Source organism: Bacillus piscicola, assembly GCF_022458745.1.
GTDB lineage: Bacteria > Bacillota > Bacilli > Bacillales > Marinococcaceae > Alteribacillus_A > Alteribacillus_A piscicola.
The window spans coordinates 103437-117481 of the sequence record NZ_JAJJJF010000008.1 but is presented as its reverse complement, the minus strand read 5'-3'; the positions used below and the strand labels follow the sequence as shown (position 1 = coordinate 117481).

At 41.2% G+C, this 14045-nt stretch carries 10 protein-coding genes and 1 pseudogene; all 11 read right to left on the bottom strand.

Features of this window, described 5'->3' with window-relative positions:
- Window positions 1–153: 153 nt before the first annotated feature.
- The 11 genes and pseudogenes from LOR49_RS12865 to LOR49_RS12820 all read right to left on the bottom strand — a co-directional run bounded on the left by LOR49_RS12865 (window position 154) and on the right by LOR49_RS12820 (window position 13947).
- Entirely contained in the window at window positions 154–1740 is a 1587-nt protein-coding gene (locus LOR49_RS12865) for an AMP-binding protein (protein WP_240377143.1), read from the bottom strand.
- Between the two features lie 82 nt (window positions 1741–1822).
- A complete protein-coding gene (locus tag LOR49_RS12860) occupies window positions 1823–2701 on the bottom strand; it encodes a hypothetical protein (RefSeq protein WP_240377142.1) in 879 nt (292 codons plus the stop codon).
- A 30-nt stretch (window positions 2702–2731) separates the two neighbouring features.
- Window positions 2732–4954, bottom strand: a complete 2223-nt coding sequence (locus LOR49_RS12855) for a hydantoinase B/oxoprolinase family protein (RefSeq protein ID WP_240377141.1) — start codon at window positions 4952–4954, stop codon at window positions 2732–2734.
- A 62-nt stretch (window positions 4955–5016) separates the two neighbouring features.
- Window positions 5017–7191, bottom strand: coding sequence for a hydantoinase/oxoprolinase family protein (locus LOR49_RS12850; RefSeq protein WP_240377140.1), 2175 nt, complete (start codon window positions 7189–7191; stop codon window positions 5017–5019).
- Complete coding sequence (locus LOR49_RS12845; RefSeq protein WP_240377139.1) at window positions 7188–7541, bottom strand: acetone carboxylase subunit gamma; 354 nt, start codon at window positions 7539–7541, stop codon at window positions 7188–7190. Before LOR49_RS12845 ends, LOR49_RS12850 begins: the two co-directional genes overlap by 4 nt.
- 1 nt (window position 7542) lies before the next feature.
- The gene (locus tag LOR49_RS12840; RefSeq protein WP_240377138.1) at window positions 7543–9480 is read right to left on the bottom strand and encodes a hydantoinase/oxoprolinase family protein; all 1938 of its coding nucleotides are present in this window, start codon (window positions 9478–9480) and stop codon (window positions 7543–7545) included.
- A gap of 282 nt (window positions 9481–9762) precedes the next feature.
- Window positions 9763–11748 carry a sigma-54-dependent Fis family transcriptional regulator gene (locus LOR49_RS12835; protein WP_240377137.1) on the bottom strand — a complete coding sequence of 662 codons (1986 nt, stop codon included), beginning with the start codon at window positions 11746–11748 and terminating at the stop codon, window positions 9763–9765.
- Window positions 11749–11765: 17 nt separating this feature from the next.
- Window positions 11766–12146, bottom strand: a complete 381-nt coding sequence (locus tag LOR49_RS12830) for a hypothetical protein (protein WP_240377136.1) — start codon at window positions 12144–12146, stop codon at window positions 11766–11768.
- Window positions 12147–12266: 120 nt separating this feature from the next.
- Window positions 12267–12344: pseudogene (locus LOR49_RS17750) on the bottom strand (TetR family transcriptional regulator); the annotation flags it as partial.
- Between the two features lie 98 nt (window positions 12345–12442).
- A complete protein-coding gene (locus LOR49_RS12825) occupies window positions 12443–12784 on the bottom strand; it encodes a Zn-ribbon domain-containing OB-fold protein (RefSeq protein ID WP_240377135.1) in 342 nt (113 codons plus the stop codon).
- A complete protein-coding gene (locus LOR49_RS12820; protein ID WP_240377134.1) occupies window positions 12784–13947 on the bottom strand; it encodes a thiolase domain-containing protein in 1164 nt (387 codons plus the stop codon). Before LOR49_RS12820 ends, LOR49_RS12825 begins: the two co-directional genes overlap by 1 nt.
- Between the last annotated feature and the right edge of the window lie 98 nt (window positions 13948–14045).

The following is a 14045-nucleotide window of genomic DNA, read 5'->3' as shown; positions in this document are numbered from 1 at the left end:
AAAAATTTAAGAATAAATCGTATCCATTCCTTTACGGCGTGGGACGGGTAGCTCTGTTTTCTCCAAATTATGGCAAGATCCCAAGAGAGTACCGGGTTTGTCACTTCAATGACAGCCCTGTATGTGTAATGAAGTCTTAAAACTGACCCCATATTATTTTTTACTTTCGATTGGTTTTTCATCCGCTTCGTGCCATTTGCGCAGGAGATGTTTCTGGACTTTACCAACGGATGTTCGTGGAAATTCCGTAACAAACTCAATATACTCCGGAACTTTGAACTTTGCCAGACGTGATCTGCAGTAATGAAGGATGTCTTCTTCCTTTACTTGCTGACCATCTCTTAGGATCACATAGGCTTTGATCGATTCATCCCGCATTTCATCAGGGATTCCAATAACTGCGGCTTCATACACACCTGAATGCCCGGCGATTACTTTCTCAATTTCATTAGCTGCTACATTCTCCCCGGCTCGTTTAATCATATCTTTTTTTCGATCAACAAAGAAAAAATAACCGTCTTCATCCACATAAGCATTGTCCTCTGTATACAGCCAATTATCCTGCAACATTTTATTCGTTGCTTGTTGATTTTTAAAATATCCTTTCGTCAAGGTACGCCCTGGGATACCCTTAACAGCTAGTTGACCAACTTCTCCAGTCGGAACCTCGTTTCCCGAGTCATCAATCACTTTCACTTCATAGCCAATGACTGGTTTTCCAATCCCCATATTTTTTCGAACACTATCCAATGGGTTCATTAGCGGTACGCCTACCGTTTCTGTCATTCCATATAATTGCAGTAAATTGGTATTGTAGTTTTCTTCAAATTGTAATAACTGTGCGTTTGTTATTGATTGAGCAAACCAGATTAACCTCATGTTGTTGTCATAATCTGCCGGGTCATATTTTTGAGCGAGAATCATCCGAATGGGTGCCGCAAAAAGGGATCCAACCGTGGCACCCATTTTTTTAGCTTGCTTAAAATAACGTGATGCACTAAACCGCTCTGTTATCGCGATACTGGCTCCTACAGTTAAGGCGGACATGGTGGAGTAGTACTGAGCATTCCCATGAAATAGAGGTAAAACAATTAACTGCCGATCATCAGGTGCTAACCGAATCGACTTAGACATTGTTTCCCCCACGTAAAGATAGTTTGCATGCGTGATGAGAACTCCTTTTGGTCGAGAAGTCGTTCCCGAAGTGTAAAGCATAGCAGCTACATCTTCTGAGTAAAGGGGAATATCAGGTGATTCTGCTCCCGCGTTTTGCATCAACTTGGCAATACTTTTATCCGCGCGTTCCTCTCCCTTATATCTAGTAAGCAAAATATCACGAAGCAAGGGTAATTGGTGTTGGATGCTGTTGAACTTCTCCAAATATTCTTCTTCAGTAATTAAAAGAACAGATTCAGAATGCGTTAAAATATACTTCATCTCGTCTTTTGTGGATAAAACATTCGTTGGTACCATGACGGCCCCAATATTTGCGAGTGCAAACCAAGCCACCATAAAATCTAAACAGTTTGGAAGATGGAGTGTCACGTTATCTCCCTTTTTTACTCCATATTCGATAAACACATGACTTAAACGATTCACACTATCAGAAAACTCTTTATACGTTAAATGGAATAGTCTGTCTTCCTTATCTTGAAAGGAGAGAAAACGTTTGTCAGGATACATGACAACTTTTTCATTCAGCAGATCCCTCAACGTCCTCTTCCCGATAACATCATTCATTTCCTTCCCCCCTTGCCATGCTTCCCCTTCTTCTACAAATAGCCATCTACCTCATGACAAAAGCCATGAGGTAGACTAGGATTCAAGTACGCAGCTCTTGCAGCCGTGCTAATACCCCTTCTGGATTTGCATCTTTAGGTATTTCTCCGTAAATGAGACCCGTTGGAGTTCGTTCTATTCCATTGGAAGTCTCCGTCCAAAATTCTGTATTTAATCCTCCTCCACTGGCAATTCCTTTCTGCCACAGGGGAAATAAGCTATTTAAATCGCTGGTTCCAAAGAGATAAAAATCAACTTTATCCTCACAATCTTTTATTTCTTTGGCTGGACCTTGAAGCTCCATGCCGACTGACCATTGGTAATGTTGTGCTATATTTAGGATTGGCTCATAGAGGGAAAGAGTTTCTGATAGCTTTCCGTAAGCAGGCTCCTCTTCTTTTATGACAATCGCTGACAAACCTAGTGTGGAGAACTTCCTCAAGTACTCAGCCAAATACATAGATGCAGCTTCGATATCATGCTCCTGAATTGTCACTTCTTGGTCTGGGCGAACTTTTTCGTGTAAGATTTGCAGTATGGTTTGGGGGGAAGGCACCACTAATACAACAGGCAGATCTCCCCGATAAAGATTTTGCAGTGCAGTTAATACATCGGTCAGAAATCCACGTGGTTCTTCAAGAGCGAGAAGTTTCTTTAAGGAAAATGTTGGTTTCTTTCCCATCCAAGGTTGGAACAATTCCTCCTCTCGCTGAATCAAATCCATATAAACATCACCCGCTGGAATACTTAGCACGTCTGAACGTATTAATCCCTGACCTTGACTATAGACGGATATAAAAGTGTCCGAATTGTTCCATAGGTCATCCCGTCCGGCAGAAAAAAGACGTTCCGCGTAAGGTATGAAATTAATCCATACCTTACTTCCTTCTTCTAGAGGCATAACCATATCGCGAATATTCATTTTACAGCTCCCCCCTTCCACTCCGCTTATCTATTTTTTTAATGATTGGATCTCCTTTTCTAACTTAGAAATCTGAACGTCCTTTGGATTAGGCATCATTACTGATTTTAATTTACCTTCCTCCATTATCTTTTCTGTTGACCCCGCATACACAACGCTTCTATCTGACCACGAACCATAGAACGGAAGATGTTCTGCTGGTTTTTCCGTCACCCAGTTATTTATAAACTCGTTAAAAGGTACCCCTCGTTTTTTCCGTGCTTCTCTCTCTTTTTTACGTGTTACTTCTGTTGTCTCCCAATCTAACACCAACGTTTCAGGATCATAGAACACCTTGTAAATATCATTGGCAGTTGTTTGTGAAATAAGATCTTCCTCTACGTCCTTCATCACCATATTTGGATCGCGGTCGAGCACATCTCCATATCCGCCGCCCGCTCCTTGAGTGATTATATAAATTTCACCTTCTTCGGCTAATTCAAACTGCAGTCCTGTATGATGAGTAGAATAAGTTGCATCTTCAAGCGGTTGGTTATTCATGATCTCTTCCGTTGTAAAAGCCATTTTTTCTGGTTCATTTTTCAAGACGTCAAACACATTTACTCCCTTTATTTTGCAAAGTGGGTATGTGGGAGCCCCGTAGCCACCAAAAATACCGTGAGCAGAGGGATACTTTGAACCGATCGTCGTTGTCATGAACCCGAAAAAGTCTGAATCTTGTTGTGTGAGGAACATTTGATACCCTTGACCGCCTCGATACTGACCAAACCCTTGATTGTCCTTCATAATTCTACGAGAAAGCTGGATAATTGGAACTTCTTCTTCAATCTGCTCTTGCTCGCCTTGTTCTGCCATCGGGGCAAAAAGTGGAGCAATCGAATGTTCTCCATCCATTCCGTCTCTTGCACCGCCAGACATTCCGTTTAAATCGGCGCATAAGTTACCGACTGTTTCTCCATGTTGTGTTACTCCTCCGTAAATGCAGGTTGTAATCATGTTGTACCAAGGGGCAATTACATTTGTTGATTTCTCTGGGCTGTTATATAAGAATTTTGCGAGAGCTGCTTGCGTAACGGAAAATGCTGGCCACATTGTCATCATGCTTTGTGAGTTCGGAACTTCAAACGAAGGGTTAAAAACTGACTTTTCATCAACAATAACTTCCATAGGAGCCAACACAGCCTGATTTCTCGGTAAATCCGGCCAAACGTACGAGAGGAATAATTGCCCCAGTGTTCCTTTCAAGGCACTGGTTACCGCGTTGTTCGGACGATTCGCAAACTCGGGCGATGAACCGCGAAAATCAAGTGTCAATACATCCCCTTTTTTCTTAAGTTCAAGGTTTACTTTAATTAAGCAGTTTTCACGTAACGTGCTATCAGCAACTCCCATCATCCGTACGGTCCCGTCCGGCCACTGAGAAACACGGCGTTTCACTTCGTCAACTGTGTCATCAAGTGTTTTTCTCAGTACTGCTATTACAGGGTCTACTCCATATTCTTCAATGGCTTCAGCAACCCGCTGTTCAATTCGAAGTGCAGCATACAGCTTAGCTTTTAGGTCTACTACCATCAATTTTGGCTCTCGTACGGAATTCTGAAAAAAGGTAACAATATCCTTATAAAATTGATAGTTTTCTCCAATTTTAATTGGTGAAATAGCGAGGCCTTGATCATACACTTGCTCCGCGGCAGATGGCATTCCACCAGGCTCAACAGCTCCATTTTCGCCTTCATGAACAATGGTAGAAATCCAGGCAATCAATTCTCCTTCATGAAAGTACGGCATAATTAGAACTTGATCCGTGTTGTGCACTCCCCCATATCGGGCATCATTATAATAGAAAATATCACCAGGTTTAACACCTACATCTGGATCATTAAGCCAATGTTTAACGATGTATTTCACACCGTACTGTACACATGCGGCAAAGAGTAACACCCCGCCAGAGCTGACAATGGATAGATCCCCTTTCGCAGTAAAAAGACAAGAAATCAAATCTCCCCATTTTGCTCCGGGTGCAGCCCCTATTTGCTCAAGCATTTCAAACGATTCATTTGTACCCGCCTGCATCTTACTTCGTGTAACACTAAGCACCGAAGGATCGGCATTACGTATAGCTACCTTTTCTCTTTCTGTTATAGATGCTAAGGTGTGGTCTTGCATAAAATCTGGTTCAGGACCGAGAAAAAGAGTCGTTTCATTTAAAAACTTTTTTACCAATTCCTCTTCATTTTTAAATTCTGTAGCCAATTTTTATCACTCCTTCTTATTATTTGTACTTTCAAGTGAGCACCAACTCTACTGCAATCGATTTAGTTCACCTTCATCGTTCCGCTGTGTAAACTTTTTTTACTTCTGATCTTAGCCTCATTGACAATCCAACTGGAATTATTTTCTCCCATAATTAATTTCCACCCTGGTTCGATCAAATAGGTGGCACGCGGTGATTCGACAAGTGCCGGTCCCTCAATAGCAGTGCCTGGTTGAATCATCTCGGAACGATACACATTTGTTGCTACCGGCTCTTCGAAATCCACGAAATAACATTCACGCTTACTAACCGGTTTCGGCGGTTCAACCGACCCCTCTACTGGTTTGTTGAAAGCAACTTGTTCTAATTCAACGTAAGATACTACTCGAATTGTATTAATACGAATACCAGCCTCAGGCTGCTGACTTCCATCCCCAAAACGTTCCCCGTAGTTTTCACTAAATGCTTTAGCCATCTCAAGCACTTCTGTTTTGTTTGATAAACGGTTAACAGGTGAAATGACAGATGTTTGGGTTAACTGATTTCCATAGCGCATATCCAATTCTAAGCGGTGCTGAATGGCTGTCTCTGGAATATCCTGACGCATAAGCTCTTCTTTCCCCGCCATTTCTAATTCTGCAACAAGATCATTGAAGCGGTCATAATCTTCCAAAAGACTGCGTGTATTCGAATCATAGATGTTCATAAATACTGATTTTTCATGAATGTTAACCTGGTTCATCAGACCAGCTCCAACTGCGGAGAAAATAGGAGCAAAAGGAGGTATTAATACCTTATCGATCTCAAGAACCTCTGCAATTCCACAACAGTGAAGTGGCCCATTTCCGCCATAAGCAAGTAGGGTGAAGTTTTTCGGATCATAGCCTTTTACCCCTAGTTCCTTAAAGATGGTGTGGGCCATGTTGGTGTCTACCTTCTTTTTAATTTGACGAGCTGCGTCGATCAATGAGATATCTGTCTCTTCGCATATCTCTTCACGAATCGCAAATTCAGAACGCTTCTTTTTTAAACCAATGCTTCCTTCGGCGTAATATTCTGGATCAAGATACCCCAAGATTAAATCCGCATCAGTTACCGTTGGATCCATTCCACCACGGTCAAAACTTGCTGGTCCGGGTTCTGACCCAGCACTTGTGGGGCCGACCTCGATCTGCTTTAGAGTATTATCATAGCGTGCTATAGAACCACCGCCTGCCCCTATAATTCCTAAATGGAGCATCGGAATCCCAACTAACCATCGATCTATTACTGGGTTGAAATCATAGAAACGGATTCCTCCACCTACTACTATTCCAATGTCACAGCTTGTTCCGCCCATATCCATGGCAATTAATTGACCAACATCAAAATCTTCTGAAAGGTGTTCAGCTGCATTAACCCCTGCCGTTGGACCAGAATGAATCGTTTGCAAGGCATGGGTGGAATTCAGTTGAGCCATTCCTCCAATGTTGTGGACAACGGACATTGGTTTCTTATATCCGTATTCTTTCAACGTCATCTCCAATGAGCTTAACGCGTAGTGCATTTGAGCGTGCAAATAAGCATCTAATATCGAAGAAGTGATTCTCACATATTCCCCTTTTCTTTCTGCTACCTGATGAGAAAGGATAATAGGGATAGCGCCTAACATATGCGTTGGATATTCCTCTAGAAAAATCTCCTCCACTCTCCGTTCATGAATGGGGTTTATTACAGAATTCATAAGACCCACAACGATACCTTCTGCACCTTGGTCAACGAGATGCCTGATTTGTTTTCGCAAGTGTCCTTCATCTAAAGGCATAAGGACTTCACCTTTATAGTCAATCCGTTCACGAATACCTGCAATCATTGGAATCGGTACAATAGGCTCAGGCCGCTTACCTGCCGGAAGGTCCTGCTGTTCTTGCGGGGTTAATCCGTCACCGTATCCCCGCCCCCGGCTCAATGGAACTTGACTTTCATAACCTGCAGTTGTTAGTAAGCCTATTTTCGGCCCCTTACGTTCAATGAGAGCGTTTGTTCCCAATGTCGTAGCGTAGCGCACGGAATCCAACTGGGAAAGAACGCTTCTAATATCTTTGCCGAGTTCCTGGCAAGCCTGTTCTAGAGCCTCCATAAAACCAAGCGCCAAGTTATGGTGTGTGGTCAGCGCTTTCGTTTCTAGTGATATTTCATCCCAAACCAAGAAGCAGTCTGTAAACGTCCCGCCAATATCTACGCTTACTTGTTTCATGCTTTTTGCCCCTTTCTCTCTAAATAACGCTCTTTTAATGAATCAATATCAAATTCCATATCAAACATTGGAGGATGTCCTGGTGGGAGATATTCGACTTCAATTTGTGTTGCGCAGTTTGGACAATAATACTCTAAAATTCTGCACCATTCTGGATCCGGAGCGAAAGTATACTCATATAAGTCCGGATTAATAATAGGCTTATGGATTTCTCTTGGGTCACGGTCATAAACGAGAAGTCCCTCTTTGTAATTTCCGCGTGCGGATGCCAGCTCGTGCTCACACTTTCGGCAGCACCATAACTCACTTTCCAAATCAATTGCTAAATATTCGGTCATGTTTGTTTTCATTTTACTTCGCCTCCTCGTTCTGTAAGAAAATATCGCTATTTTCATTAATCCGGAATGTCCATCCATCTAAAACACGGCTAGTAAAGAATTCATCCTCAATTAATGCTGGCCCTTCTCCAATAGTGCCTGGCTGCAAGTCATCAAAATGATACACTGGAATGTCACTTGTCTTCCTTTGTGAATTTAAAATTGTTTTTTCATATGAAGGCGTTGGTTGTTGTTTATTTAGTTTGCTTTTCTCTTCCAATTCAAAATGTTCAATTGGTTTTTCCACTTTCACATGAAGATGAATATCTTCCATCGTTTTTTCTTTCAGTTTCAATGAATGTGGATTGTCAAAAATGACTGTTTCGTATTTTCCATTTTGACTGAAATTAAGATATGTTTGAATTTTACACTCCGACAGATCAAAGCCTTCTGCAAACATATCTTTTGTTGCTCGTTCCATTAGTAGATCCATTTTCTCTTCTATGGTTGAGGTGCTTACTTCTGTAATATTAGCTTGATAGTCATGGGCAATATCACTGAAACTAATCCCAAAAGCACTGAAGATAGCTGCCTGACGAGGAATAATGACATTCTTAATACCTGCAGATTCTGCCACTCCACAAGCACTCATTGGACCGGCGCCTCCAAAAGCTAGAAGTGTAGCATCATCGACCTGGGTTTGATACGGAGAAATTCCTTGAGCAATCTTTTCCTCATAAGCCTGCTCCATTAAAATCAAAGCTTCTTCGAGACTGACTCCAAGAGGAGCGGCGACATTTTTTTCGATGACTTCTCTCGCTCGTGATTCATCCAACACCATCGACCCGCCAAAATAAGAACGGGAATCTAAAATACCCATGAGCAAATTGGCATCCGTAATAGTTGCTTCTTTACCACCTCGGCTAAAGCAAGCCGGTCCCGGTGCAGCCCCTACGCTTTCAGGCCCAACAGCAATCTTTCCGTCGGTTACGGTAAAAATGGAACTTCCGCCAGCACCGACACTAATTAAATCACTCAGTGAGAATGATGTTTGAATGCTTTCGACCTTTCCATACCGTTCCTCTTTTACTTCGCCTCTTTTAACTAACCCAGCATCAGATGTGGTCCCCCCAATGTCTAGAGTCAACATGCCTGATATGTTGTATTGTTCAGCCAGTGCTTTTGCGCCTTCCATCCCTCCACGCGGGCCTGAACCGTACGATTTAATCGCTGTTGTTTTTGCTACCCTTGCCGAATTTCCGTCATTTTGAAAAATTAGTAATGGATTCTTTGTACGATGATCCCGTAGAACATTTTCAGCGTTGTAAAGAAAATTCTCCATGCCTGGATGAAGAAACGAATTAATAAGAGCTCCCCAAGTGCGTCTTCGATCGTCCTTATCATCCACCAGTTCATGAGATATTAAGATAGGTACTGCACCTAAAAGGTGACGCGGGTATTTACGTAAAATAATATTTTTTATTTTATTCTCATCACTAACTAAACTCGGTTCACTTAAACTTACAACGATCCGTTCCACCCCTTGAGATAGTAATTGGTTTACAGCTTCTACCACATTGCCTTCTAGCATACTTTCATCAGCGTCGAGATCCAATCCAGCTATCCGATCTTCCACGATGATGGAAAACATTTCTCGTTCCTCTGAGCTTGCCTGAAGTATAGAGGGGTCTGTCCTTTCCCTCATAATGAGCCCTACACGTGGACCCTTTTTTTGAACGATTGCATTTGTACCCGCTGTAGTCGAATAACGAAGATAATCAATCTCTGTTAAAATAGTCCGGATATCCTCCTTCCCATAAAGTTCTTTTGAACCTTTTTTAATTACATCAACAAAGCATTTAGTCAGGTCATACGGTGTCGTAAGGGATTTCGTGCTTATTACTCGATCTTTATTGATCAAGCAAGCATCCGTAAAAGTACCCCCATTATCAATCGTCATTAATAGCCCCATTCTGCTTTCCCCTTTCCATTTTTTTATTTTCCATTTTCTGTTTACGGAATCGGTGATATCTCCCCCCTTTTTACTTACTAATATATAAAGCAATAATTGTGCCAACTTTTAGTAAACATTTATAACCACTGTTAATACAGGATTTTTCGATTCATCGTTTCATCGTGTTCTCTTTTTGTATCTGTATCAGTGAGACAAAATTCGTCTCACTTGTCTCAATTTCAAAAAAAATAAACCCCCATAATGGAAGTTTACATATCTATATTTTATGTTTTTGTCTTTTCAATCTTGGTTTGCTGCAACACCAAATTTTTTCATTTTTCTATACATTGTAGCCCGAGAGATTCCTAAACGTTCTGCCGCTTGTGTGACATTCCCTTTGGAGGATCGTATCGCTTGAACAAGGTTATTTTTTTCAGATTCCGTTTCTTGTGTCCTGTGTATTTCGGGTGGTATGTCGCAAGGAAGGATGCTAGTACCTTCCATATTAAAAAGCAATTGTTCTACTACATTTTTAATCTCTCGTATATTTCCCGGCCATGAATAAGACTGTAGATATTTCATCGCAGTAGGATCAATCTCAACATTCTTTTTATCAAAGCTGCTGCTTAGCTCGTGAATATAATGATGAATAAGAAGCGGAATATCCTCCATCCTCTCGTGTAAGCTCGGGATTTGTAGTTGAATCACTCGAAGGCGATACAACAGATCTTCTCTAAAGGTACCGTTCTGAACCGCTTCGGTGAGATTTCTATGAGTGGCAGCAATGACTCTCACGTCTACAGGAGTAGGACTGTTCCCTCCAATTCGTGTAACAGTCCTTTCCTCTAATACTCGAAGTAAGTGTACTTGAACGTTTAACGGCATGTCTCCTATTTCATCAAGAAAAATTGTTCCCCCATTCGCCAATTCGAATTTCCCAAGTTGCCCTTTTTGTTTCGCACCTGTGAAAGCCCCATGTTCATATCCAAATAATTCACTTTCCACCAATTCTCGTGGGATGGCTCCACAGTTCAAGGCAATAAAGGGGTTATCACTTCTTTCACTATGGTTGTGAATCGCCTGTGCAAACCACTCTTTCCCCGTACCTGTCTCCCCATTCAGAAGAAGTGTAGACTGTAAAGATGCTGCTTTTTTTGCTTTCTCTATTACCTTAACAAATGAATTGGACGAACCAATCATGTTCTCAAATGTATACTCTGTTGATCTTGCAGCTGGTTGATGGCGATTTAGTATTTTACTTTGTTTGATTTGACTTTTTTGTATACTCGGCCGCAAGCGAATGAAGATACCGAGCATACGATTTGTATCCATGCTCACAGGCTGAGCCGTTAAAATATATTTCCCCTTACCATTATGGATAGAGATTTCTTCCTCCACGACAGACTGTGTTTTCTTAAGTAAAATCAAATTAACAAGTTTTTCTATCTCTGGATAGTCAGCAATCTTTTTATTTTTGTTGATGCCGGTTAAGATTGATTCCATTTTTTCATTTACTTTCAGAACGTTACGATTCTCGTCTACTAACATTACTCCATCATCCATAGAACCGAGTAATGTTTTTAAGAGCGGATTCATTTCAAGTCCTTCGCGATATAAGAGCCCCTCAATTCGTCTCGATATGTTGTTGGCTTTAGAAATAGCCAATCCTAATGTATGAGAGTTAATGTTTTTCCATTTTCCTGATAAGTCAAGTACTCCCATTAGCTCATTAGTGAAAGGATGAAAAATGGGAGCGGCTGCACAAAACCAATCTTGCCATCCTTCACTAAAGTGTTCGGTAAAAAAAATATGAATAGGTAATTTATTTTTTATAACTGTACCAATAGCATTCGTTCCAGCTGTCTCTTCGTTCCAAACTGCTCCCGGTAAAAAGTTTATTTCTCCCGCTTTTTTCTTGATGTTAAGGTGTCCATACGCATCCAACAGAAGCCCATCTTTGTCACTAATCGTTATAATAGTCCTAGAATCCCCAATCGACTGAATGAGGTGCTGCATATCTTGTCTCGCAAAATGAAGTAGTTTTTCATTTCTTTCTTGGGAGTCTAACAATTCTGTTGTTTTTACATTTTTGTTTACTTGTTTTTGAAAAGGATTAACTCCAAAATTCTTCGATCTTTCCCAAGACAATAGAATTTCCGAACGAAAGGGAATGTCAGGTTGTTTTCCTTTTTCTATATATGCTTCCTTGGCATTTTTAATAGTTGAGATGGATTCCGAAGATTGGATAAACTCTGAACGTATATTATTCCTATTTATCGTAATCATCTCCTAACTTTAAGTTGTCATACAATTGAACCGTTTCCTAGCTGTCGCCTTTTTATGCCGTCCAAAACGATAACTATAAATTTTTGACTTTCCCCTATAAGATTGAAGTTGTCTCCAAAAATAAACCAATCATAAAGACTCCCTCTCATGCAGCGTGTAATTAACAAGGTTAATTCTTGAGAATCAAGTTCATTTTTAAATTCCCCCGACCCTATTCCTTCTTCTACAAAAGAATGTATAATTTTATACAAATTTCGATTTGGATTAGAAAAATAATTATCAGATTCAAGCATTAACGCATTTAAATATACCGTCCTCATCAAATCTTTACCTAAGACGTCTCGTAAATAGCTCATCTGCGCCGTAAAGAAACGTAGGATCTTTTCACTCGCACTCACTACTTCTTGCGGAAGAGAATGGATGAACTCATTATAGAAATTATCAATCTCTTTAAATTTTTCTAGGAAAATTTCGTATTTAGATGTAAAGTGCCCGTAAAAGGCTCCTTTGGATGTTTTGCTTAGTCGTACAATTTCATCAACAGTGACCTGGTCAAATCCTTTTTCACTAAAAAGTCTGAGAGCCGTTTCAACGATTTTTTTTTTGTTCTTTTAGCTTTTAACTGTCTAGGGGTTAAACTGGACATGCGGTACTCTCCTTAGTTAAGGTATTTGCTCCTATTCGTAAAGGTACCTTATGAATACTGACTCACCTTGAATAGAGGGGTATCTTCTTTCCATTCAACGAGCTCAACGGTTGCTCCGATTGCCACTTGTTCTGAATCTTCGCGCCTGATCCTTGCCATCAATCTTAATTCACCCTCACATTCGATAACCGCTACAATATAAGGCACTTCCTCCTTTAACCTTTCTTCTGCCACATGAATTTCCGTGTAAGAAAAAACTGTCCCTTCTCCTGGCACGTGCAAAGAGTGAAAGCTATTTCTAGCCCGACAATTCGTGCAATAACCCTGGGGAATGAGAGTTCGCCGTCCACATTTCTGGCATTGATAAACGAGTAATTTGGAATCCAACATTATCCCCTCCTTCGATAGATATGGACATTACATGTGCCACCAGATCCACCAACGTTATGTGTTAATCCAATGGATGCATCCTTCACTTGTCTATCTCCTGCTTGTCTTCTCAGTTGATAAACCATTTCCACCCCTTGCCCTACACCCGTTGAGCCGACGGGATGCCCTTTGGCTTTTAACCCGCCGCTTGGATTTACAGGAATCTTTCCTCCTATTTTTGTTAAACCTACTTCTACTGCCGGTCCACCTTCACCCGGTTTGAAAAACCCCAAGTCTTCTGTAGCAATAATCTCGGCAATTGTAAAACAATCATGGACTTCTGCCAACTGAACATCTGCCGGTTGTATTTGGGCCATCTCATAAGCCTTGCCCGCTGCTAAACGAGTTGATGAGAAGGATGTCATTTCTTCATTCAAGAAGACCTCAAATGGTGCTGACGCTTGCCCAGATCCGATAATGTCAATCACTTTTTCGTGATGTTCTGAAGCCAAGTCGGGAGAAGATAAAACCATGGCGGATGCTCCGTCGGAGATTAACGAACAATCATATCGATTAAATGGTTTCGCTACCATCGCATTGGAAGAACAGACTTCCTCCATCGTAATTTTCTTTCTCATGTGTGCATCAGGATTAAGAAAACCATGTTCATGGTTTTTGACAGCCACGGCAGCAAGGTGTTCTCGTGTGGTTCCATAACGATGCATATGCCTCATTGCCATCAATGCGAAGGACCCCGGAAAAGTCAATCCAACTGCCACCTCCAGTTCCTGATTACTCGCTTGGGCTAATACTCCAGTTACCCCCGAGGTAGAAAGAGACGTCATTTTCTCTGCTCCCACCACCAAAACACGTTGACATAATCCGCTTTTAATCGCAAAAATGGCTTCCCGAATTGCCAGGCTTCCTGATGCACATGCTCCCTCTACTCTCGTAGCCGGCGTTCCATTTAAACCAATGGCAGAAGCAGCATAGGATGCCAAGTGATTTTGGTCAAAAAACTGATCACCCGCGAAGTTTCCTAAATACAAGGCGTCAATTTCATCCGGATGAACATTGGCATCTTCTAAAGCCTTATCTGCCGCTTCAGTGACTAATTCCAAAAAAGTAGAATCTAAATTCCCATAACGAGAACTGCCCACTCCGATAACAGATGCTAATTCCATGGAGATTTACCCCTTTCCTGTTTAAAACGTCCATATTCGTCTTAATTGATAAAGAAACTTTAAAATATTCAAAAAAATTTGTTTAAAGTCATTCTCCT